A 21,246-nucleotide genomic window follows, 5' to 3' on the forward strand; every position below is an offset into this window, starting at 1 on the left:
CCTGGCGGCCCGCCGAGGCACAACTGTTCGGAACTGTTCGGAACTGTCCGGAAATTCCGCTGCCGCACCGCAGCAAAAACCGACCGTGCGGTCACACCATTGCGAGTCAGATTGTTGTAAGCTGCGAAAAAATTGTGCGCTGCGGCCAAGCCGGCACAGCGAGCAACGGGCCAGACGTCGGTCCGCTCAACCAGATTACGACGCCAGCTAAAGGAGAAATCGACGATGTACATCGGCATCCCGCAGGAGACGCGGGCAGGCGAAACTCGCGTCGCCGCCACCCCCGAGACGGTCAAGAAGTACGTCGCCCAGGGCCACAAGGTGGTCATCCAGGCCGGCGCCGGCGTGCGCGCCAGCCAGCCCGACGGCGCGTATGAAGCGGTCGGCGCCACCATCGGCACCGCGGCCGAAGCGCTGGGCGCGCAGCTGGTGCTCAAGGTGCGCGCGCCTGAGCCGGCCGAGCTTGCCCAGATGAAGCCCGGGGCGGTGCTGGTGGGCATGCTCAATCCCTTCGATGCCGAGAACAACGCGCGCATGGCGGCAGCCAACGTGACCGCGTTCGCGCTCGAGGCCGCGCCGCGCACCACGCGCGCGCAGAGCATGGACGTGCTCTCGTCGCAGGCCAACATCGCCGGCTACAAGGCCGTGCTGGTGGCCGCGCACCACTACCAGCGCTTCATGCCGATGCTGATGACCGCCGCCGGCACCGTCAAGGCCGCGCGCGTGCTGATCCTGGGCGCCGGCGTGGCCGGCCTGCAGGCGATCGCCACCGCCAAGCGCCTGGGCGCGGTGATCGAAGCCTCCGACGTGCGCCCCGCGGTCAAGGAACAGATCGAATCGCTCGGCGGCAAATTCCTCGATGTGCCGTTCCTGACCGACGAAGAGCGCGAGATCGCGCAGGGCGTGGGCGGCTATGCGCGCCCGATGCCGCCGGACTGGATGAAGCGCCAGGCCGAGCTGGTGCACCAGCGCGCGATCCAGGCCGACATCGTCATCACCACCGCGCTGATCCCGGGCCGCAAGGCGCCGGTGCTGCTGCAGGAAGCGACCGTGCAGCAGATGAAGCCGGGCTCGGTGGTGGTCGACCTGGCCGCGGCGCAAGGCGGCAACTGCCCGCTGACGGTGGCCGATGAAGTGGTCGAGCGCAACGGCGTCATCATCATCGGCCATACCAACCTGGCCAGCATGGTGGCGGCCGACGCCTCGGCGCTCTATGCCCGCAACGTGCTGGATTTCCTCAAGCTGGTCGTCGACAAGGAGGGCCAGTTCACGCTCAACCTCGAAGACGACATCGTCGCCGCGTGCCTGATGTGCCGGGACGGCCAGGTCGTGCGCGAGGCGGCGTAAGACCCTGGGCGCGCCCGGTAGCTTTCGTCTCCCTCGCGGGAGACGAAGCACGCAATCGGCCATTCAGAGCCACTTGTCATTGGTGCGCCGTAGTACAGCACGCGTAGTACAGCAATAAGAATCCAGTAAAAACACGCTGCATCCCGGTTTCAAAGCAACGGAGGAGAAGTCGATGGAGATGGTGAACCACACGGTGATCAATTTGATCATCTTCGTGCTGGCGATCTACGTGGGCTACCACGTAGTCTGGACGGTCACGCCGGCCCTGCATACGCCCCTGATGGCGGTAACCAACGCGATCTCGGCCATCATCATCGTCGGCGCGATGCTGGCCGCGGGCCTGACCGAAGGCGCCACCGGCCGCATCATGGGCACGCTGGCGGTGGCACTGGCCGCGGTCAACGTGTTCGGCGGCTTCCTGGTCACCCAGCGCATGCTGGAAATGTTCAAGAAGAAAGAGCCGAAGGCCAAGGTGCCCGAAGCCAAGCAGGCACTGGCCAGGGAGGGCGCGTAATGGCAGCCGGCCTCGTCAGCATGAACCTCGTCACCCTGCTCTACCTGGTGGCCTCGGTCTGCTTTATCCAGGCGCTCAAGGGCCTGTCGCACCCGGCCTCGGCGCGCAAGGGCAACGCCTTCGGCATGATCGGCATGGCGATCGCGGTGGTCACCACGCTGGTCCTGATCATCAAGCTCAAGAATGAGTTCCTGGCGGCCGGCACGGCGCAGTCGTCAGTGGGCTCCGGCCTGGCGCTGATCTTCGGCGCGCTGGTGGTGGGTGGCGGCATCGGCGCCTACGTGGCGCGCAAGGTCCAGATGACCAAGATGCCCGAGCTGGTGGCGGCAATGCACTCGCTGATCGGTCTCGCGGCGGTGTTCATCGCGGTGGCCGCGGTGGCCGAGCCGGCCGCGTTCGGCATCACGCCGGCAGGCTCGCACCTGATCCCGCTGGGCAACCGGATCGAGCTGTTCATCGGCTGCTTCGTCGGCGCGATCACCTTCTCCGGTTCGGTGATCGCCTTTGGCAAGCTGGCCGGGCGCTACAAGTTCCGCCTGTTCCAGGGCGCGCCGGTGGTATTCCCCGGCCAGCACTGGCTCAACCTGCTGCTGGCGGTGGCGATGGTCGGCTTCGGCGTGATCTTCTTCATGTCGCAGGCGTGGACGCCGTTCCTGATCATGCTGGCGATCGCCTTCGTGCTGGGCGTGCTGATCATCATCCCGATCGGCGGCGCCGACATGCCGGTGGTGGTGTCGATGCTGAACTCGTACTCGGGCTGGGCGGCCGCCGGCATCGGCTTCTCGCTGAACAACCCGATGCTGATCATCGCCGGCTCGCTGGTGGGCTCCTCCGGTGCCATCCTCTCGTACATCATGTGCCGCGCGATGAACCGCTCGTTCTTCAACGTGATCCTGGGCGGCTTCGGCGGCGACGCGTCGGCAGGCGCGGCCCCCGGCGCGCAGGCGCAGCGCAACGTGAAGTCCGGCTCGGCCGACGATGCCGCCTTCCTGATGGGCAACGCCGAAACCGTGATCATCGTGCCGGGCTACGGCCTGGCCGTGGCGCGCGCCCAGCACGCGCTCAAGGAACTGACCGAAAAGCTGGCCGAAAAGGGCGTGACCGTGAAGTACGCGATCCACCCGGTGGCCGGCCGCATGCCGGGCCACATGAACGTGCTGCTGGCCGAGGCCGAGGTGCCGTACGACCAGGTCTTCGAGATGGAAGACATCAACAGCGAGTTCGGCCAGGCCGACGTGGTGCTGGTGCTGGGCGCCAACGACGTGGTCAACCCGGCGGCCAAGACCGATCCCAAGTCGCCGATCGCCGGCATGCCGATCCTGGAGGCGTACAAGGCCAAGACCATCATCGTCAACAAGCGCTCGATGGCGGCCGGCTACGCGGGTCTCGACAACGAGCTGTTCTACATGGACAAGACCATGATGGTGTTCGGCGACGCCAAGAAGGTGGTCGAGGACATGTTCAAGGCGGTCGACTAAGACTGCCGTGCCAGCAGGCGGCCGGGCCTTCCCGGCCGCCTGCGGCGCCGTGCCTTGCAAGGCAGCCACGGCGCGCTATACTGGCCTGCGAATGCGCACGCCGGCTTGCCGAATGCGCCGAACCCTGCCCGCCGGCCCCGACGCCAACGCATCATGACCTTCAACCCGCATGACCGGAACCTGTCGGTCTTCCATCACCCGGTCCTGACCGTCCTCGTCGACGACAGCAAATCGTTCATCGACAGCCTGGCGTTCCAGATGGATGCCTCGCGCGCGGTCGTCACCTTCACCGATCCGCGTGAGGCGCTGCAATGGATCCGCGAGGCCTATGCCACCCGCTTCCCCGGCTTCCTGCCGGTGCGGGTCACGCATGACGACCTGACCTTCCTGACCGAGCGCCGTACCGTCCAGCTCGATATCGACCGGGTCTACCGCCAGATCCACGATATCAACCGCTTCCTGCAGCCGGGCGTGATCGTGGTGGACTACTCGATGCCGCAGATGGATGGGCTGGAGTTCTGCCAGGCGCTGCAGGACCTGCCGTGCAAGACCATCCTGCTGACCGGCACCGCCGACGAAAGCATCGCCGTCCAGGGCTTCAACCACGGGCTGATCGACCGCTACGTCAAGAAGCACGACAGCAATATGGTGGAGCGGCTGGACCAGGAAATCGAAGCCATGCAGCAGGCGTACTTCGCCACGCTGTCGCGCACGCTGCGCGAGCTGCTGACGCGGCATTCGTTCTCGTTCCTGTCCGACCCGGCCATGACCGAGCGGGTGCGCCAGCTGACGGCGCGCTACGGCTTTGTCGAGTACTACCTGTACCCCAACCCGGCCGGAATCCTGCTGTTGACTGCGCAAGGCCACGCCACGCTGATGGTGATCGAGACCCGCGCCGGCCTGATGAGCCAGGTGGAATCGGCCGAAGCCTACGACGCCCCCGCCGCGCTGATCGAAGGCCTGCGCGAGGGCCGCCTGGTGCCGTTCTTCTGGCCGGGCAACGGCATGTACACGCCCGCCTGTGTCGACTGGGAGCAATACTGCCTGCCGGCCGAGCGCTGCGAAGGCAACGAAGAGTTCTTCTACGCCCTGTTCGACCTGCCGCGCCACCTGCTGCAGGAGCCGGTGATCAGCCTGCAGGGCTTCCTGGCCGATTTTTCCCGCAATCCCGAGGCCCTGACGGGACGCAAGCGCGGCTGAAGCAGCCATGGCGTCCCCGATAGGGTTTCCACCGCTACGGTCATTCGACGAAGGTTAGTCCGCCTGCGGCGCGCGGTTGGTGCCGCGCACCATGTCGAAACGGAACAGCCGGCATTCGATATTGCCGTTGTAGAGCGGCGTGCGGCGCGATTCCTTCAGCCGCAGCCGGCGCGGGAAGCCCAGGTCGCCGGTAAAGACCCACGCCTGCCAGCCCGCGAAGTTCTGCTTGAGCGTCGTGGCAAAGGCGTTGGCGAACTGGTTGGCGGCCGCCTCTTCCACCTCGTCGCGCGGCATCTCCTCCCCCGGCATGCGGCGCTGCCCGCGCACCGCGATGCGCTCGCCGTACGGCGGGTTCATCAGCAGCAGGCCCGGCTCGCCGTAGGGCGGCTGCACGAAGCGCGCATCGACCTGCTTGGTACGCGCCTCGCCCGGCAGGCCGGCGCGCTGCCAGTTGGCCTGCGTGATAGCCAGCATGTCGGTCGAGATGTCCGATCCCACCACCTGCAGCTCATCCGCCGAGGCCAGCATGCGCGCGCGCTGGGCGTCGTCCTTGAGCTTCTGCCAGGCCTTGCGGTCGACGCCCTTGAGCCATTCGAAGGCAAAGCTGCGGCTGCCGCCCGGGGCAATGCCCAGCGCCACCTGGGCGGCCTCGATCAGGAAGGTGCCGCTGCCGCACATCGGGTCGTAGAACGGGCGGAAGGTCTGCCCCGGTACCCAGCCCGCCAGGCGCAGGATGCCGGCCGCCAGGTTTTCCTTCAGCGGCGCCTCGCCCTTCTCGGTGCGCCAGCCGCGCTTGAACAGGGGTTCGCCGGTGGTGTCCAGGTACAGCGTGCAGTCGCGCTCGGTCAGGTGGGCATAAACGCGCACATCCGGGCTGACGGTATCCACGCTCGGGCGCGCGCCGAGGCGTTCGCGCATGGCGTCGCAGACGCCGTCCTTGACCCGCAGCGCGATGAAATTCAGGCTGCGCAGCGGCGACTTGTGCGCGGTGATATCGACGCGCAGCGACTCGTCCGGCGAGAACCACTGCTCCCAGCGCACGCCGCGGGCCAGGTTGTAGATGTCGTCCTCATGCCGGTAGCCGCGCGCGGCCACGCGCAGCAGCACGCGGCTGGCAATGCGCGAATGCAGGTTGACCGCATAGGCGGCGGCCATCTCGCCGGAGAAATTGACCCCGCCCGGCACCTCCTGGTGCACCGTGAACGGCGCCAGCGCGGCCATGCCCGGCCGGGCGGCGATCTCGCGCAGTTCTTCGGCGAGGGCGCTCTCCAGGCCGCGCGGGCAAGGGGCAAAGAAGGCTTGGGTCATGGGTCAGGTTTCCTGCAAACAAAAACGTCCGCCGTAGCGGACGGGAGATATCCGATAGCTTAGTTCAAGCGGCGGCGAGCGCGCGCTCGAGGAATTCGAGCCGGTCCTGGCCCCAGAAGGGCTGGCCGTCGAACACATACCATGGCGCGCCGAACACGCCGGCCGAGATCGCGTCCTGCGTGTTCTGCGCGTAGGCCGCCTGCACCGACTGGGCCTCGCTGGCCTTGAGCAGGCCAGTGCCATCCAGGCCGGCCTCGTCGGCGATCTGCGCCAGCGTGGCGGCGTCGGCAATATTGCGCTGCTGCGCCCACACCGCCGCGCCGATCGCCCCGGCCAGCTGCATCGCGCGCGCGGTGCCGTGCGCCAGTTGCGCCGCGATGATCAGCTTGCTGGCGGCATCGCCCGATACCGGGAAGAAGGTCGGCTCCGGGTTCAGCGGCAGGTCCAGGAATGCGCTCCAGCGCTTGAGCTCGACCATCCGGTAGGCCTGGCGCTGCGGCGGGCGCTGCGCCAGCGGCAGTCCGCCTGAGACGGAGAACACCTTGCCCATATCGCACGGCTTCAGGTTTACCTGCACGTCGTGGCGCTCGGCCATGGCGGTGAAGCGGGCATGGCCCATGTAGACGAACGGCGATTGCGGCGTCAGGTAGTAGTCAACCAGCTTGCTCATCTCGATCTCGCAACTTGTGGAACGGGCGCCCGGCTCAGAACGGCTTGACGACCACCAGGATCACCACCGCCAGCAGCACCAGCACCGGCAGCTCGTTGAACCAGCGATAAAACTTGTGCGAGCGCGTATTGCGCCCGCCTTCGAACTTGCGCAGCAGCACGCCGCAGCCGTGGTGGTAGCCGATCAGCACCAGCACCAGCGCCAGCTTGGCATGCATCCAGCCCTGCCCGGTGCCGCGGCCGATGCCGTAGCCCAGGTACAGCCACAGCCCGAACACCACCGCGGGCACTGCCAGCATGGTCATGAAGCGGAACAGCTTGCGCGCCATCAGCAGCAGGCGCTGGGTGCTGGCGGCGTCGGTCTCCATCGCCAGGTTGACGAAGATGCGCGGGAGGTAGAACAGGCCGGCGAACCACGAAACGACGAAGACGATATGCAGCGCTTTGACCCAGAGCATCGGTGCCTGATGATGTTCTTGTTTTCGACAACTTCAAAATTCCACCGTCATTCCCGCGTAGGCGGGAACGACCGGCAAGCCTGAAGACGCCGGCCTTACGTCCGGATCTCGCCGTGTCCGAACACCACGTACTTGAGCGAGGTCAGCCCTTCCAGCCCGACCGGGCCGCGCGCGTGCAGCTTGTCGTTGGAGATGCCGATCTCCGCGCCCAGGCCGTATTCGAAACCGTCGGCAAAGCGGGTCGAGGCGTTGATCATCACGCTGGCCGAATCGACCTCGCGGATAAAGCGCATGCCCGCCGAGTAGTCCTCGGTGATGATCGAATCGGTGTGGTGCGAGCCGTATTCGTTGATATGCGCAATCGCTTCATCCAGGCCGGCAACGGTCTTGATGGCGAGGATCGGGGCCAGGTATTCCAGGCGCCAGTCTTCCTCGGCGGCATCGACCAGGCCGCTGAAGCCGGCGGCCTCCAGCGTGGCGCGGGTAGCCGGGCAGACGCGCAGCTCGACGCCCTTCTCCTGGTAGATGCGGCACAGCGGCGGCAGCGCGGCGGCGGCGATGTCCCGCGACACCAGCAGCGTTTCCATGGTGTTGCACGGCGCGTAGCGCTGGGTCTTGGCGTTGTCGCAGACGCGCACGGCCTTGTCGAGGTCGGCGGCGGCGTCGACGTAGACGTGGCAGATGCCGTCCAGGTGCTTGATCATCGGCACGCGCGCTTCTTCCATCAGGCGCGCGATCAGGCTCTTGCCGCCGCGCGGCACGATCACGTCGACGAATTCGGTCATGGTGATCAGGCGGCCGACGGCGGCGCGGTCGGTGGTCTCGATCACCTGCACGGCTTCCGGCGGCAGGCCGGCGGCGGCCAGGCCTTCGGCCACCAGCGCGGCCAGCGCGGTGTTGGATTCAATCGCCTCGGACCCGCCTCGCAGGATGGTGGCGTTGCCCGACTTCAGGCACAGCGCCGCGGCATCGATGGTCACGTTGGGGCGCGACTCGTAGATGATGCCGATCACGCCCAGCGGCACGCGCATCTGGCCGACCTGGATGCCGGTCGGGCGGAACTTCATGTTCGAGATCTCGCCGATCGGGTCGGCCAGCGCGGCGATCTGCTCCAGGCCGGCGGCCATGGTGGCGATGGCCTTGTCCGACAGCGTCAGGCGGTCGACGAAGGCGGCGTCCTGGCCGTTGGCGCGGGCACGCTCCACGTCGCGGGCGTTGACGGCCTTGAGCTTGTCGGCATCGCGGCGGATGGCGGCGGCAATGGTCAGCAGCGCCTGGTTCTTGTCCGCCGTGGAGGCACGCGCCATCGCGCGCGACGCCGCGCGGGCCTGGCGGCCGACGCGGTCCATGTATTGGTTGAGGTCGAGCTCGTTCATGTCAGTGGCCGGGGGAAGGCCGTCAGTGTGTGTTCCTCCCCTCTCCCGCATGGCGGCAGAAGGGTTGGGGGTGAGGGCCGGTGCATCAACGGGCGATATCGCCGGATCCACCGCCTGCCCTCTCCCCCGGCCCCTCTCCCGCAAGCGGGAGAGGGGAGCAAACCTTGCGGGGAGCAAACGCTCAGCGCGCAACCATCAGCGCCAACTGCTGCAAACCGTCCCACGGTTCCGCCGGCAGCGGCGCGCTGCCCGGTGGCGGCAGGTCGTGCAAACCCTTGACCTGGCGGTCCAGCCGCGCGGCCAGCGCCAGCGCCGCTTCCAGCCGTGGCAGCGGCAGGCGCTGCGCGGCCTGCGGCACCAGCCGCTCGCGCGGGCCCCAGACGCGCAGTTCGCGCATCAGCACGCCCGCCGGCTTGCCGGCCGCAAGGCCTTGCCGGACCTTGGATAATACGCGAATTTCCTCGGTCAGCGCCCACAGCACCAGCACCGTGGCCTCGCCCTCGCCGCGCAGCCCTTCGAGCATGCGCACCAGGCGCGGCACGTCGCCCGACAGCATCGCCTCGGACAGCTTGAATACGTCATAGCGGGCCACGTTCAGCACCGCGTCGTGGACCTGGTCGAAGCTCAGCTCGCCCGGCGGATACAGCAGGCCCAGCTTCTGGATTTCCTGGTGTGCCGCCAGCAGGTTGCCCTCGACCTTGTCCGCGATGAACTGCAGCGCGCGCCGTCCCGGCTCGCCGCCCTCGACGCGCTGCTGCTGCAGCGCCAGCCGCTCGCCGACCCATGCCGGCAGCCGGGTGCGGTCCACCGCGTCGACCTTGATCGACACCCCCGCGCCTTCCAGCGCCTGGAACCATGCCGACTTGGAAGTGGCGAAATCCAGCCGCGGCAGCGTCACCAGCATCACCACGTCCGGCGACGGCTGCGCCGCCACCGCGCGCAGCGCCTCGCCGCCGTCCTTGCCGGGCTTGCCCGAAGGGATGCGCAGCTCGACGATCTTGCGGTCGCCGAACAGCGACATCGACTGCTGCGCCTCGACCAGCTGGCTCCAGTGAAAGCCGCGCTCGGCCACCAGCACCTCGCGCTCGGAGAACCCCGCTGCGCGCGCCGCGGCGCGCAGGCGGTCGACCGCCTCCAGCACCAGCAGGTGCTCGTCGCCGTGCACCACGTACAGAGGCGCCAGGCCGCGGGCCTTCGCCTGCTTCAGGTGCGCGTCGAGCCCGTCGAGCTTGAGTTGCATGGGTGCGTCAGATGGCCTTGACCGCGGCCAGCCGGCGCATCAGCTGCTGCACGATATCGCGCTGCATGTCGCGGTACAGCTGCTGCTCTTCGTAGTCCTTGGCCAGCGTGTTGGCTTCGTTGTAGGTCAGGTCGCGCGTCAGCACCAGCTGCGACGGCGCGATCAGTTCCTTGCCGGCGGCATCGCGCAGGCGGAAGGTAAAGCGCTGCGTCAGGCGGTACTCGCGCACCACGCCCTCGGTCGTGATCGACAGGATGGACTTGGTGCGGGTGTCCTGCAGCACGTCCAGCAGCGCGTCGGCCTCTTTCTGGTCGGCCACCACCTGGGTGTCGGAGCCGCCGCGGATCGCGCGGCGCAGGTCCGCGCCCATCAGCGAGTTGGGCGGAATCCCGATATAGAGCCGCTTGAACGCGAAGTCCGAATTGCCGCGCAGATGGAAGCCGCAGCCGGCCAGCAGGCCCGTTGCCGGCACCGCCAGCATCGCCGCGAGCGCCTTGCGGCGGCCCATGTTCAGTCGCTTCATTCTTGGCGATTCCTCAGTCAGGTTCCGGGCCGCTGACCCGTTACAGCACCACGTTCACCAGCCGGCCCGGCACCACCACGATCTTCTTGGGCGCCTTGCCTTCGGCAAACTTGGCCACGGTTTCGCTGCCGGCGGCGGCCGCCTCGATCGCGGCGCGGTCGGCGCTGGCCGGCACGGTGATGCTGCCGCGCACCTTGCCGTTGATCTGCAGCACCAGCTCGATCTCGCTGCGCACCAGCGCGGCTTCATCGACCTGCGGCCACGGGGCGTCGAGCAGGTCGCCGGCTTCGGCGGCGAAGCCCAGTTGGTCCCACAGCCCGTGGGTGATGTGCGGCACCACCGGGTACAGCACGCGCAGCAGGATGCCGAAGCACTCGCGGCGCGCGGCCGGCGAAGCGGTCTTGGCGTCTTCCAGCGCGTTCAGCATCTTCATCGTGGCCGAGACCACGGTGTTGTACTGGATGCGCTGGTAGTCGTAGTTGGCTTGCTTGAGCACGCCGTGGATCTCGCGGCGCAGCGCGGCGTCATCGGCCGTGATGGCACTGCCGGCGCCATCGCGCAGCGCGGCGGCGTTGGCATAGCCGTAGTTCCATACGCGGCGCAGGAAGCGCGAGGCGCCCTCCACGCCCGAACCGCTCCACTCCAGCTGCTGCTCGGGCGGCGCGGCGAACATCACGAACAGGCGCGCGGTGTCGGCGCCGTACTGGTCGATCAGCGCCTGCGGGTCGATGCCGTTGTTCTTGGACTTCGACATCTTCTCGATGCCGCCGATCACCACCGGCTGGCCGTCGGCCTTCAGCGTGGCGCCCACCGGGCGGCCGCGCTCGTCGGTCTGCACGTCGACGTCGGCCGGGTTGTACCAGTGCTTCTTGCCCGAGGCATCTTCGCGGTAGAAGGTCTCGTTGAGCACCATGCCCTGCGTCAGCAGGTTGGTGAACGGCTCGTCGAACTTGACCAGGCCCAGGTCGCGCATGACCTTGGTCCAGAAGCGCGCGTACAGCAGGTGCAGGATCGCATGCTCGATGCCGCCGATGTACTGGTCCATCGGCATCCAGTAGTCATTGCGGGCATCGACCATGGTGGCCGCGTCCGGGCAGGTGTAGCGCATGTAGTACCAGCACGAATCGATGAACGTATCCATCGTGTCGGTCTCGCGGCGCGCGGGCTTGCCGCACGAGGGGCAGGTGCACTGCAGGAAGCGCGGGTCCTTGGCCAGCGGGTTGCCGGTGCCGTCCGGCACCAGGTCTTCGGGCAGCACCACCGGCAGGTCCTGCTCGGGCACCGGCACCACGCCGCAGCTGTCGCAGTGGATCAGCGGGATCGGCGTGCCCCAGTAGCGCTGGCGCGAGATGCCCCAGTCGCGCAGGCGCCAGGTGGTCTTCTTTTCGCCCAGGCCCATCGCGCCCAGGTCGGCGGCGATCGCTTCCACCGCGGCCTGGTAGCCGAGGCCGTCATACTTGCCGCTGTGGATGCAGGTGCCGTTTTCCTTGTCGCCGTACCATTCCTGCCAGGCTTCGGTCGAATACGGCTGGCCCTTCACGTCGATCACTTGCCTGATCGGCAGGCCGTACTTGTTGGCGAAGGCGAAGTCGCGCTCGTCGTGCGCGGGCACGCCCATCACGGCGCCGTCGCCGTAGGTCATCAGCACGTAGTTGCCGACCCACACGTCGACCTTCTCGCCGGTCAGCGGGTGCACGACCTGCAGGCCGGTCGGCATGCCCTTCTTCTCCATGGTCGCCATGTCGGCTTCCATGACCGAGCCGTGCTTGCATTCGTCGATGAAGGCGGCCAGTTCGGGATTGTTCAGCGCGGCGTGCGTGGCCAGCGGGTGCTCGGCGGCGACCGCGCAGAAGGTCACGCCCATGATGGTGTCGGCGCGCGTGGTGAAGACGTAGAGCTTGCCGTCGTTGATCGGCTTGCCGTCCTCGCCCGGGATGTCATGGGTGAAGGCGAAACGCACGCCCACGCTCTTGCCGATCCAGTTCTGCTGCATCACCTTGACGCGCTCGGGCCAGCCCAGGCCGTCCAGGTCGCCCAGCAGTTCCTCCGCATACTCGGTGATGCGCAGGTAGTACATCGGGATCTCGCGCTTTTCCACCACCGCGCCCGAGCGCCAGCCGCGGCCGTCGATGACCTGCTCGTTGGCCAGCACGGTCTGGTCGACCGGGTCCCAGTTGACGGTGCCGGTCTTGCGGTAGGCGATGCCCTTTTCCAGCATCTTCAGGAACAGCCACTGGTTCCAGCGGTAATAGTCCGGGCTGCAGGTGGCGACCTCGCGCGACCAGTCGATCGCCAGTCCCATCGACTGCATCTGCTTCTTCATGTAAGCGATGTTGTCGTAGGTCCAGGCGGCCGGCGCCACGCCGTTGTTCAGCGCGGCGTTTTCCGCCGGCATGCCGAAGGCGTCCCAGCCCATCGGCATCAGCACGTTGTTGCCGTTCATGCGCAGGTAGCGCGCCATCACGTCGTTGATGGTGTAGTTGCGCACGTGGCCCATGTGCAGCTTGCCCGACGGGTACGGCAGCATCGAGCAGGCGTAGAACTTGGGCTTTTCCTTGCCGCCGGGACCCGCTGCATGTTCCGACACGCGATAGGCGTCGATGGCTTGCCAGTGCTGCTGGGCGGCTTGTTCAACGGCGGAAGGAAGGTATTTGTCTTGCATGGTCGGGACAGCAGTCAGGGCAACGATCAGGGCAGCGTCTGCGCGGCAACTGGCCTGCCGGCAGCCGGGGAAGCGTTGGAATGTGGGCGGCGGGCGCCCGTCTGGGCGCCCGGCCGGCGAGCAATGCTAAAGCAGTCGATTATAACCGTGGCGCCAGGCCTGGCCGCCCCGGAGCGCCTTACTTCAGGCCCAGCACGTCCTGCATGTCGAACAGGCCGTTGGGCTTGTCGGCCAGGAAACGGGCCGAACGCACGGCACCGTCGGCATACGACTGGCGGCTGGACGACTTGTGGCTGATCTCGATGCGCTCGCCGATGCCGGCAAACATCACGGTGTGGTCGCCGACGATGTCGCCGCCACGGATGGTGGCAAAGCCGATCGAATTGGGATCGCGCTCGCCGGTATGGCCTTCGCGGGCGTAGACGGCGCAGGTCTTCAGGTCGCGGCCGAGCGCATCGGCAATCACCTCACCCATCTTCAGCGCGGTGCCCGACGGGGCGTCGACCTTGAAGCGGTGGTGCGCCTCGATCACCTCGATGTCGTAGCCGGTCGACAGCAGCCTGGCCGCCACTTCCAGCAGCTTGAAAGTGGCATTGACACCGACGCTGAAGTTGGCGGCAAAGACGATGCCGATGGACTTGGCGGCCTCGGCCAGCGCGGCCTTGCCGGCGTCGTCGAAGCCGGTAGTGCCGACCACCATCTTGACGCCCAGCTTCTTCGCCACGGCCAGGTGCGCCAGCGTGCCTTCCGGACGGGTGAAGTCGATCAGGCAATCCGCAGCGGCCAGGCCGGCTTCCAGGTCCGCCGTGATCGCCACGCCGGTGTTGCGGCCCAGGAACAGGCCCGCGTCCTGGCCCAGTGCCGGCGAGCCCGGCAGGTCGAGCGCGCCCGACAGCTTCACGCCCTCGGTGTTCAGCACTTGTTCGATCAGCATGCGGCCCATGCGGCCGGATGCGCCTGCGATGGCGATGTTCATGGTGTCTGGCTCAGCGGAATGTGCGCAATACGCGAAAAGTGAATGGGCCGGTCATGGCTGACCGGCCCGGGAACAGATGGCAAGCCGCGGACGGCGGCTCAGTTGGATTTGGACGCGTCGGCGGGCGCGGTGGCCTGGGCGGGCGCGGTGGCCGGCGGCGCCTCCGCCGCCGGGGCAGCGGGCGCGGCAGCCGCCTCGGTCGCCTGCCGTGGCACGAAGTTTTCCACGGTAGTCTGCGGCGCGGTCTGGGCGGCAGCCGTGCTGCTGGTGGAAACCTTGCCCGGAGTCTGGTCCTTCAGCGCCTTTTTCATGCCGTCGATCTCGGCGATCAGCTCGTACTCGGACGGCAGCTCGTCACCGCCGAACTTGACCAGGCTGTCGCCCTCGAAGAAGACCGTGTAGCGGCGCTGCTGCACCACGGCGGTATTGCCGCGGCGGAACGAAAACACGTAGTCCCAGCGGTTGGCGTGGAACACATCGGTCAGCAGCGGCGTGCCGAGCAGGAACTTGACCTGCTCGCGCGTCATGCCTTCGCGCAGTTGCGAAGCGGCCTCGCGGGACACGAAGTTGCCCTGCACGATATTGATCCGGTACGGCGTGATGGCGTTGGCTACCTTGCGCGAGGTGGAATCGTAGGCCGAGCAGGCGCCGGCCAGCAGGGCAGCGGCCAGCAGGGAGACAACCAGCGTCGGGCGCATGGCGGACGAACGGGTATAACGCATGTATCTCGCTTCCGGGAGGGAAAGGGAAAGTACGGAAAGAACCGCGGGCGACCGGCGCAGCAAGCGCTGCAAGAGCCGGCTACACCACATGCGCACGGGGCGCCTGCCGCGGCAACCACATGGGGCCGACTGCAACTGCCTGAGGCGCGTTGCCCACATGGCACACGGCACCGCGGGCGACTTTTGCTGTCAAAACCCTTATGATTCAACTATCCAGACATTGTACTCTAGGGAGTCACGCCCATGCCGAGTCCGGCGGACCTCAAGAATATCGGCCTGAAGGCAACCGTGCCCAGGCTGAAAATTCTTGAAATTTTTCAGACCAGCGAACAGCGGCACCTGAGCGCGGAAGACGTTTACCGCATCCTGCTGAACGAGCATATGGATATCGGCCTCGCCACCGTCTACCGTGTGCTGACACAGTTCGAGCAGGCAGGCCTGCTGTCGCGCAACAACTTTGAATCCGGCAAGGCCATTTTCGAACTGAACGAAGGCAAGCACCACGACCACCTGGTGTGCCTCGATTGCGGCCGCGTCGAAGAATTCTTCGATTCCGAAATCGAGCATCGCCAGCAAAGCATTGCGCGCGAGCGCGGCTTTACCCTGCAGGAACACGCACTGTCGCTGTACGGCAACTGCACGAAAACCGACTGTCCCCACAGAGCCAAACGATAAGCCGGCGCACGCACCGCGTAGCGCATCCGGCAACAACAAAAACCGGCGCCAGGCGCCGGTTTTTGTTTTGGGGCGGGCGCCGGCTCAGGGCTCGCGCAGCGCTTGCAGACCTTCTTCGGCCACCACGCGCGACGGGCGCGACGCCGACAGGCCGACAAACTCGGCCACCACCTGGCGGAACAGGTTGCGCGCCCATACCAGCATCGGATGGGTGTTGCGGCTGCGGTGCCAGAACATGTTCAGGCCCACCGTGGTGTTGAGTTCAGCCGGCAGCGGGAACGCCTTCAGGCCGTAGGTTTCGCAGGCCATGTCCTTGGTCAGCGCATTGACGGTGAAGATCATGTCGGTCTGCGCGGCCATCTCGGCCTGGGCCCGCCACGAATGCACCGTCAGCGTCGCATTGCGCTTGAGGCCGCGCTGCTGCAGCGCGTAGTCCAGCGGGATCAGCGACGGCGCCGGGCGGCCTGCCCCACCGGAATGCGCCATGAAGATATGGCCGCAGTCCAGGTATTGCTCGAGCGTGCAGTGGTTCTTCAGCACCGGATGGCTCTTGCGCGCGCACACCCACAGGTTCAGCGACGTCACTATTTCCTCGACGATTTCCGGATGCCGGGTCGGGAACGGGGAGAATGCCAGGTCCAGCTCATTGGCGCGCATCGAGGCCACGTCGGCCTCCCAGGAATGGGACTCGACCAGCTTGATATGCAGGTCCGGCGCCAGCTGCTTGATGCGCAGCACGAAGCGATTGAAGACCGTGTCGCCCAGCTCGGCGGCAAAACCGATGCTCAGCGTGCCGGTGGCCACCGCAGGATCGAAATTGTCGGCGTCGCCTTCATTGATCGACGACCACAGGTCCAGCATGTCGCGGATCTTGGGGCCCAGCTCCAGCGCGCGGGGGGTGGGCGTCAGGCCGTGGGGAACGCGGATGAAGAGCGGATCGTCAAAGATCTCGCGCAACCGGCCCAGTGAATGCGACACGGCCGGCGCGGTCATATGCATCTTCTCCGCCACGTAGGTGGCGTTTCGCTTACTCAGCAGCTCGGTGAAGATCACTAAAAGCTTTGTGTCTACGTTCACCATGATCAGGCCCAGGTCAGATTTTTCTTAGCAAAGATGGCCCCACCACTTGCACTGGCTGCACATCAGAGTTCAACGGCATCTTGGTAGTGTAAGAGGAAAAAACAAGCTCGGAAAGCAAATTCGGCATTTTCGGAGCGCCGAACCTTGTCATATTTCCGAAAAATAGTGTCGTTTTTATGAAGATGATCTCATATACGCCCATTTTCAGTCCGCGGCAGACGCGCGCGCGTCGCACGTATATTGGCTGCCGCCATCCCATTTTTGTCATTCTTTTCCTAGGGCGCGGACGCGTCCGCCATCATGCCTCGCGGCAGGCTGGCTGAGCGAACGCCGCGCCCAAAGAAGAAACGCGCCCGAAGGCGCGTTTCTTCTTTACTGCCAGGACAGCCGGATTACTTGGCCACCACGCGGGCCATTTCCAGCACCTTGTTCGAGTAGCCCCACTCGTTGTCGTACCAGCTCACGACCTTGATGAAGGTACCGTCCAGCGCAATGCCGGCTTCGGCGTCGAAGATCGAAGTGCGGGCATCGCCGCGGAAGTCCGTGGCGACGACCTTGTCTTCGGTGTAGCCCAGCACGCCCTTGAGCGCGCCCTGGCTCTGGGCCTTCATCTCGGCACAGATTTCTTCGTACGAAGCCGACTTTTCCAGCTCGACGGTCAGGTCGACCACCGACACGTCGGAGGTCGGCACGCGGAACGACATGCCGGTCAGCTTCTTGTTCAGCTGCGGGATCACCACGCCCACGGCCTTGGCAGCACCCGTCGACGACGGAATGATGTTTTCCAGGATGCCGCGGCCGCCGCGCCAGTCCTTGTTGGACGGGCCGTCAACGGTCTTCTGGGTGGCGGTGGCAGCGTGCACGGTGGTCATCAGGCCGCGCTTGATGCCCCACTTGTCGTTCAGCACCTTGGCCACCGGTGCCAGGCAGTTGGTGGTGCAGCTCGCGTTCGAGATGATCGCTTCGCCCTTGTACGTGTCGTGGTTCACGCCGTACACGAACATCGGGGTGTCGTCCTTGGACGGGGCCGACATGATCACCTTCCTGGCGCCCGCGTCGATGTGCTTCTGCGCGCCTTCCTTGGTCAGGAAGATGCCGGTCGACTCGACCACCACGTCGGCGCCGACTTCGCCCCACTTCAGTTCGGACGGGTCCTTGACCGCGGTCAGGCGGATCTTCTTGCCGTTGACGACCAGCGTGTTGCCGTCGACCGACACTTCACCGTCGAAGCGGCCGTGCACCGAGTCGTACTTCAGCATGTACGCCAGGTAGTCGGGCTCGAGCAGATCGTTGATGGCAACGACTTCGATATCCTTGAAGTTGGCGACGGCGGCGCGGAACACCATGCGTCCGATGCGGCCGAAGCCGTTGATGCCGATCTTGATGGTCATGACTGTCTCTCCTGAGGATCGATGAAAACCGGTGGGCGCCGCTGCTGCCGCGCGGCGCACCGCGCGACTCCAGCGCCCGGATGCTTAGATAAGGGTGTCTTTCACCGTACGCACGACGTTGTCGACGGTGAAGCCGAAGTGCTTGAACAGCACGCCGGCCGGCGCCGATTCGCCGAAGGTGTCGATGCCCACTACCGCTTGGACCTGGTACTTCCACCAGAAGTCCGTCACGCCCGCCTCGACCGCCACGCGCGGCACGCCGGCCGGCAGCACGCTGGCCTTGTAGGCGGTGTCCTGCTTGTCGAACACGGTGGTCGCGGGGACCGAGACCACGCGCACATGCACGCCTTCGGCAGCCAGGTGCTCGGCCGCGCCGACCGCCAGGCCCACTTCCGAGCCGGTTGCCAGGATCACGGCGTCCGGATTGCCGGTCTGCGGGTTGACGCTGTCGCGCAGCACGTAGCCGCCGCGCGCGATATTGGCGCGGGTGGCGTCGTCGCGCTGCTGGAACGGCAGGTTCTGGCGGCTGAAGATCAGGCAGCTCGGGCCGTTCTCGCGGCGGATCGCCTCGGCCCAGGCCACGGCGGTCTCGGTGGTGTCGGCGGTACGCCAGACGTCCATGTTGGGGATCAGGCGCAGGCTGGCGACGTGCTCGATCGACTGGTGCGTCGGGCCGTCTTCGCCCAGGCCGATCGAGTCGTGGGTAAACACGAACAGCGAGCGGATCTTCATCAGCGCCGCCATGCGCAGCGCATTGCGGCTGTAGTCCGAGAAGGTCAGGAAGGTGGCGCCGTAGGGGATGTAGCCGCCATGCAGCGTGATGCCGTTCATGATGGCGCTCATGCCGAACTCGCGCACGCCGTAGTTGATGTGGTTGCCCCAGGCATCCACGCGCACGGCCTTGCTGCCGGACCAGTTGGTCAGGTTCGAGCCGGTCAGGTCGGCCGAGCCGCCGAGGAACTCGGGCAGCACCGGGCCGAAGGCCTCGATGGTGTTCTGGCTGGCCTTGCGGGTGGCGATGGTCTCGGCCTTTTCCTCGCACTTGGCGATAAAGGCTTCGACGGCGGCGTCGAACGAGCCCGGCAGTTCGCCCTTCATGCGGCGGGTGAATTCGCCGGCTTCATACGGGTGGCGCTCGGCATAGGCGTCGAACAGCGCGGTCCAGGCACGCTCCAGCGCCTGGCCGTTGGCCTTGGCGTCCCAGGCGTCATAGACGTCGCCCGGCACTTCGAACGGGGCGTGGGCCCAGCCCAGCGCCTCGCGCGTGGCCAGCACTTCGGCGCCGCCCAGCGGCGCGCCGTGCACGTCGTGGCCGCCTTCCTTGTTGGGGGCGCCCTTGCCGATCTTGGTACGGCAGCAGATCAGGGTCGGCTTGTCGCTGGCCTTGGCCTGCGAGATCGCCAGGTCGACGGCGGTGACGTCATGGCCGTCGATGCCGCGGATCACGTTCCAGCCGTAGGCTTCGAAACGCTTCGGGGTATCGTCGTTGAACCAGTGCACGACGTCGCCATCGATCGAGATGCCGTTGTCGTCCCACAGCGCAATCAGCTTGTTCAGCTTCAGCGTGCCGGCCAGCGAGCAGGCCTCGTGCGAGATGCCTTCCATCAGGCAGCCGTCGCCCAGGAAGACGTAGGTGTGGTGGTTGACGATATCGAAACCGGGGCGGTTGAATTCTTCACCCAGCAGGCGTTCGGCCAGCGCCATGCCGACCGCGTTGGTGATGCCCTGGCCGAGCGGACCGGTGGTGGTCTCCACGCCCGGGGTGATGCCGTATTCCGGGTGGCCGGCGGTCTTGCTGTGCAGCTGGCGGAAGTTCCTCAGCTCTTCGACCGGCAGGTCATAGCCGCTCAGGTGCAGCAGCGCGTAGATCAGCATCGAGCCATGGCCGTTCGACAGCACGAAGCGGTCGCGGTCGGCCCACTGCGGGTTGGCCGGGTTGTGCTTCAGGTGCCGGCCCCACAGCGCCACGGCGATATCCGCCATGCCCATCGGCGCACCGGGGTGGCCGGAATTGGCCTGCTGGACGGCGTCCATGGCAAGCACGCGGATGGCATCGGCCATCAGCTTGGCGGGCTGGGAAGCAAAGGGACTCGTTGCGGGATGGGCTAGGGCGGACATTCGGGCGGTCTTGGACGTGAGCTTGGACGCGGGCGGGCGTGAGCCTGTCGGCGGGAAAACCGCAATTTTAGCAGAAGCTAAGGGGTTTTCCGGACTCCCGGACGCCGGCGGCGGGCATGCCTGGGGAATCACCCGCGGGGCTTGGCGCGTGGCGCTGCACCGCACTTCGACAGCGCAGCGCCACGCGCGTAAGATGCACACTCGCACCGCGCGGGCCCGCTTGGCGACAGACGAGCGACAGACGGGCAACAGGCCGCGCCGGGTTTCCCGCATGACAGGAGACGATCATGAGCAGACCGGCCAACACCCCCTGGCTCACCCCCTACCTGACCGTCGCCAACGGGCGCGCCGCGCTGGATTTCTACAGCCGTGCCTTCGGCTTTGCCGCCGGCAACGTGGTCGATGAAAACGGCGTGCCGACCCACGCCGAAATGCACTACCAGGGCGATCTGGTGGTGATGTTCGCACCCGAGGGCGCGTGGGGCAGCACCGCCCGCACGCCCCGCTCGCTGGGCGTGGAATGCCCGCAAACCTTCTATGTCTACTGCGACGATGTCGACGCCATGCACCAGCGCGCGGTCGACGCCGGCGCCGTCAGCCTGATGGCCCCCGCCGACCAGTTCTGGGGCGACCGCTACTGCATGGTCGAGGATCCGGACGGCTACCGCTGGGGCTTCGGCAAGCCGCTGGATCCGAACGGGAGCAAGGCAAGCTGATGGCCCCGCGTTTCTTTGTCGGCGGCACGGACACGATCCTGGCCGCCGAAGCCGAATTTCCCCTGCCCGAACCGGTGGTACGCCACGCCCAGGTGCTGCGCCTGGCGCCCGGCGACGCCATCACGCTGTTCGACGGCCGCGGCGGCAGCCACGCCGCCACCCTGCTTGAACTGGGCAAGCGCCATGCCGTGGCGCGCATCGGCGCGCACGACGCGGCCGAAGCCGAGCCGCCCTTCCGGGTCACGCTGGCGCAAGGGCTGGCCGGCGGCGACAAGATGGACTGGCTGATCGAGAAAGCGGTCGAACTCGGTGTCGCCGCGATCCAGCCGCTGCAGGCCAACCGCTCGGTGGTGCGCCTCACCGGTGACCGCGCGCAAAAGCGCCAGGCGCACTGGCAGGCGCTGGTGCAAGCCGCCTGCGAACAATGCGGCCGCAATCGCTTGCCGGCAGTCGCCCCGGTGGCTAACTTTGAAACGTGGCTGGCGCAGTCCGGCGGCAGCGGCGCCGGGGCACGGCTGCTGGTGTCGCCGCGGGCGGAGCAGTCGCTGCCGGCCTACGTGGCCGAGCGCCGCGACGCCTTGCTTGCCGATGGCGTCACGCTGCTGATCGGCCCCGAAGGCGGACTGTCGCCGGAGGAAGAGCGCACGGCACGGCAGGCCGGCTTCACCGGCGTGTCGCTCGGCCCGCGCATCCTGCGCACCGAGACGGCCGGGCTGGCCTGCCTTTCCACGCTCAACGCCTTGCTTGGCGGATTCTGACGGCGGCGGCCATCCGGCCAGCGCCAACCTTGACT

Annotated in this window: 19 protein-coding genes; 7 read left to right on the forward strand and 12 right to left on the reverse strand. The window is 66.8% G+C overall.

Annotation, left to right across the window (positions count from 1 at the left end; genetic code table 11):
- The first annotated feature begins 225 nt into the window (after positions 1-225).
- From JTE92_RS27180 to JTE92_RS27195, 4 genes are all read left to right on the forward strand, one after another.
- Positions 226-1,347: a Re/Si-specific NAD(P)(+) transhydrogenase subunit alpha gene (locus JTE92_RS27180; protein WP_063242087.1), complete on the forward strand. Its 1,122-nt coding sequence runs from the start codon at positions 226-228 to the stop codon at positions 1,345-1,347.
- Positions 1,348-1,519: 172 nt separating this feature from the next.
- The gene (locus tag JTE92_RS27185; RefSeq protein ID WP_063242086.1) at positions 1,520-1,861 is read left to right on the forward strand and encodes an NAD(P) transhydrogenase subunit alpha part 2; all 342 of its coding nucleotides are present in this window, start codon (positions 1,520-1,522) and stop codon (positions 1,859-1,861) included.
- Positions 1,861-3,339, forward strand: coding sequence for an NAD(P)(+) transhydrogenase (Re/Si-specific) subunit beta (locus JTE92_RS27190; RefSeq protein WP_151072504.1), 1,479 nt, complete (start codon positions 1,861-1,863; stop codon positions 3,337-3,339). Before JTE92_RS27185 ends, JTE92_RS27190 begins: the two co-directional genes overlap by 1 nt.
- Before the next feature lie 153 nt (positions 3,340-3,492).
- Positions 3,493-4,539, forward strand: a complete 1,047-nt coding sequence (locus tag JTE92_RS27195; RefSeq protein ID WP_063241669.1) for a response regulator — start codon at positions 3,493-3,495, stop codon at positions 4,537-4,539.
- Between the two features lie 54 nt (positions 4,540-4,593).
- Here JTE92_RS27195 and JTE92_RS27200 read toward each other — a convergent pair whose 3' ends face one another.
- The 9 genes from JTE92_RS27200 to JTE92_RS27240 all read right to left on the reverse strand — a co-directional run bounded on the left by JTE92_RS27200 (position 4,594) and on the right by JTE92_RS27240 (position 14,473).
- Entirely contained in the window at positions 4,594-5,847 is a 1,254-nt protein-coding gene (locus JTE92_RS27200; RefSeq protein ID WP_063241670.1) for a THUMP domain-containing class I SAM-dependent RNA methyltransferase, read from the reverse strand.
- Between the two features lie 64 nt (positions 5,848-5,911).
- On the reverse strand, positions 5,912-6,517 hold the full coding sequence (locus JTE92_RS27205; protein ID WP_063241671.1) for a 2-hydroxychromene-2-carboxylate isomerase: 606 nt from the start codon (positions 6,515-6,517) through the stop codon (positions 5,912-5,914).
- Between the two features lie 34 nt (positions 6,518-6,551).
- Positions 6,552-6,974: a CopD family protein gene (locus tag JTE92_RS27210; RefSeq protein WP_063241672.1), complete on the reverse strand. Its 423-nt coding sequence runs from the start codon at positions 6,972-6,974 to the stop codon at positions 6,552-6,554.
- A gap of 95 nt (positions 6,975-7,069) precedes the next feature.
- A complete protein-coding gene (locus JTE92_RS27215; RefSeq protein ID WP_063241673.1) occupies positions 7,070-8,350 on the reverse strand; it encodes a glutamate-5-semialdehyde dehydrogenase in 1,281 nt (426 codons plus the stop codon).
- A gap of 181 nt (positions 8,351-8,531) precedes the next feature.
- Positions 8,532-9,590, reverse strand: a complete 1,059-nt coding sequence (holA, locus tag JTE92_RS27220; RefSeq protein ID WP_063241674.1) for a DNA polymerase III subunit delta — start codon at positions 9,588-9,590, stop codon at positions 8,532-8,534.
- 7 nt (positions 9,591-9,597) lie between these two features.
- Positions 9,598-10,113, reverse strand: coding sequence for an LPS-assembly lipoprotein LptE (locus tag JTE92_RS27225; RefSeq protein ID WP_063241675.1), 516 nt, complete (start codon positions 10,111-10,113; stop codon positions 9,598-9,600).
- Positions 10,114-10,153: 40 nt separating this feature from the next.
- Positions 10,154-12,775, reverse strand: a complete 2,622-nt coding sequence (leuS, locus tag JTE92_RS27230; protein ID WP_063241676.1) for a leucine--tRNA ligase — start codon at positions 12,773-12,775, stop codon at positions 10,154-10,156.
- Between the two features lie 178 nt (positions 12,776-12,953).
- Positions 12,954-13,751 carry a 4-hydroxy-tetrahydrodipicolinate reductase gene (dapB, locus tag JTE92_RS27235; RefSeq protein ID WP_063241677.1) on the reverse strand — a complete coding sequence of 266 codons (798 nt, stop codon included), beginning with the start codon at positions 13,749-13,751 and terminating at the stop codon, positions 12,954-12,956.
- 98 nt (positions 13,752-13,849) lie between these two features.
- On the reverse strand, positions 13,850-14,473 hold the full coding sequence (locus JTE92_RS27240; protein ID WP_063241678.1) for an outer membrane protein assembly factor BamE: 624 nt from the start codon (positions 14,471-14,473) through the stop codon (positions 13,850-13,852).
- Positions 14,474-14,716: 243 nt separating this feature from the next.
- On the opposite strand from JTE92_RS27240, the gene fur reads away from it, so the two are divergent.
- The gene (gene fur, locus JTE92_RS27245; protein ID WP_063241679.1) at positions 14,717-15,148 is read left to right on the forward strand and encodes a ferric iron uptake transcriptional regulator; all 432 of its coding nucleotides are present in this window, start codon (positions 14,717-14,719) and stop codon (positions 15,146-15,148) included.
- 84 nt (positions 15,149-15,232) lie between these two features.
- Here the strand turns inward: fur and JTE92_RS27250 are convergent, their stop codons facing one another.
- From JTE92_RS27250 to tkt, 3 genes are all read right to left on the reverse strand, one after another.
- Complete coding sequence (locus JTE92_RS27250; protein WP_063241680.1) at positions 15,233-16,228, reverse strand: LysR family transcriptional regulator; 996 nt, start codon at positions 16,226-16,228, stop codon at positions 15,233-15,235.
- A gap of 392 nt (positions 16,229-16,620) precedes the next feature.
- On the reverse strand, positions 16,621-17,619 hold the full coding sequence (gene gap, locus JTE92_RS27255; RefSeq protein WP_063241681.1) for a type I glyceraldehyde-3-phosphate dehydrogenase: 999 nt from the start codon (positions 17,617-17,619) through the stop codon (positions 16,621-16,623).
- Positions 17,620-17,703: 84 nt separating this feature from the next.
- Positions 17,704-19,737 carry a transketolase gene (gene tkt / locus JTE92_RS27260; RefSeq protein ID WP_174544894.1) on the reverse strand — a complete coding sequence of 678 codons (2,034 nt, stop codon included), beginning with the start codon at positions 19,735-19,737 and terminating at the stop codon, positions 17,704-17,706.
- Between the two features lie 287 nt (positions 19,738-20,024).
- Between tkt and JTE92_RS27265 the strand changes: the two genes are divergently transcribed.
- Together JTE92_RS27265 and JTE92_RS27270 are read left to right on the forward strand one after the other, a co-directional pair.
- On the forward strand, positions 20,025-20,453 hold the full coding sequence (locus tag JTE92_RS27265; RefSeq protein WP_063241683.1) for a VOC family protein: 429 nt from the start codon (positions 20,025-20,027) through the stop codon (positions 20,451-20,453).
- Entirely contained in the window at positions 20,453-21,211 is a 759-nt protein-coding gene (locus tag JTE92_RS27270; RefSeq protein ID WP_063241684.1) for a 16S rRNA (uracil(1498)-N(3))-methyltransferase, read from the forward strand. Before JTE92_RS27265 ends, JTE92_RS27270 begins: the two co-directional genes overlap by 1 nt.
- The last annotated feature ends 35 nt before the right edge of the window (positions 21,212-21,246 follow it).

It is taken from the genome of Cupriavidus oxalaticus, assembly GCF_016894385.1.
GTDB lineage: Bacteria > Pseudomonadota > Gammaproteobacteria > Burkholderiales > Burkholderiaceae > Cupriavidus > Cupriavidus oxalaticus.

Bases quoted from the DNA above. Each gene is read 5' to 3' on its own strand.
- JTE92_RS27225 (WP_063241675.1), bottom strand. From the start codon at position 10,113: ATGAAGCGACTGAACATGGGCCGCCGCAAGGCGCTCGCGGCGATGCTG.
- JTE92_RS27270 (WP_063241684.1), top strand. From the start codon at position 20,453: ATGGCCCCGCGTTTCTTTGTCGGCGGCACGGACACGATCCTGGCCGCC.
- JTE92_RS27210 (WP_063241672.1), bottom strand. From the start codon at position 6,974: ATGCTCTGGGTCAAAGCGCTGCATATCGTCTTCGTCGTTTCGTGGTTC.
- JTE92_RS27250 (WP_063241680.1), bottom strand. From the start codon at position 16,228: ATGGTGAACGTAGACACAAAGCTTTTAGTGATCTTCACCGAGCTGCTG.
- JTE92_RS27185 (WP_063242086.1), top strand. From the start codon at position 1,520: ATGGAGATGGTGAACCACACGGTGATCAATTTGATCATCTTCGTGCTG.
- dapB (WP_063241677.1), bottom strand. From the start codon at position 13,751: ATGAACATCGCCATCGCAGGCGCATCCGGCCGCATGGGCCGCATGCTG.
- tkt (WP_174544894.1), bottom strand. From the start codon at position 19,737: ATGTCCGCCCTAGCCCATCCCGCAACGAGTCCCTTTGCTTCCCAGCCC.
- JTE92_RS27265 (WP_063241683.1), top strand. From the start codon at position 20,025: ATGAGCAGACCGGCCAACACCCCCTGGCTCACCCCCTACCTGACCGTC.
- JTE92_RS27190 (WP_151072504.1), top strand. From the start codon at position 1,861: ATGGCAGCCGGCCTCGTCAGCATGAACCTCGTCACCCTGCTCTACCTG.
- gap (WP_063241681.1), bottom strand. From the start codon at position 17,619: ATGACCATCAAGATCGGCATCAACGGCTTCGGCCGCATCGGACGCATG.
- leuS (WP_063241676.1), bottom strand. From the start codon at position 12,775: ATGCAAGACAAATACCTTCCTTCCGCCGTTGAACAAGCCGCCCAGCAG.
- holA (WP_063241674.1), bottom strand. From the start codon at position 9,590: ATGCAACTCAAGCTCGACGGGCTCGACGCGCACCTGAAGCAGGCGAAG.
- JTE92_RS27200 (WP_063241670.1), bottom strand. From the start codon at position 5,847: ATGACCCAAGCCTTCTTTGCCCCTTGCCCGCGCGGCCTGGAGAGCGCC.
- JTE92_RS27205 (WP_063241671.1), bottom strand. From the start codon at position 6,517: ATGAGCAAGCTGGTTGACTACTACCTGACGCCGCAATCGCCGTTCGTC.
- JTE92_RS27215 (WP_063241673.1), bottom strand. From the start codon at position 8,350: ATGAACGAGCTCGACCTCAACCAATACATGGACCGCGTCGGCCGCCAG.
- JTE92_RS27195 (WP_063241669.1), top strand. From the start codon at position 3,493: ATGACCTTCAACCCGCATGACCGGAACCTGTCGGTCTTCCATCACCCG.
- fur (WP_063241679.1), top strand. From the start codon at position 14,717: ATGCCGAGTCCGGCGGACCTCAAGAATATCGGCCTGAAGGCAACCGTG.
- JTE92_RS27240 (WP_063241678.1), bottom strand. From the start codon at position 14,473: ATGCGTTATACCCGTTCGTCCGCCATGCGCCCGACGCTGGTTGTCTCC.
- JTE92_RS27180 (WP_063242087.1), top strand. From the start codon at position 226: ATGTACATCGGCATCCCGCAGGAGACGCGGGCAGGCGAAACTCGCGTC.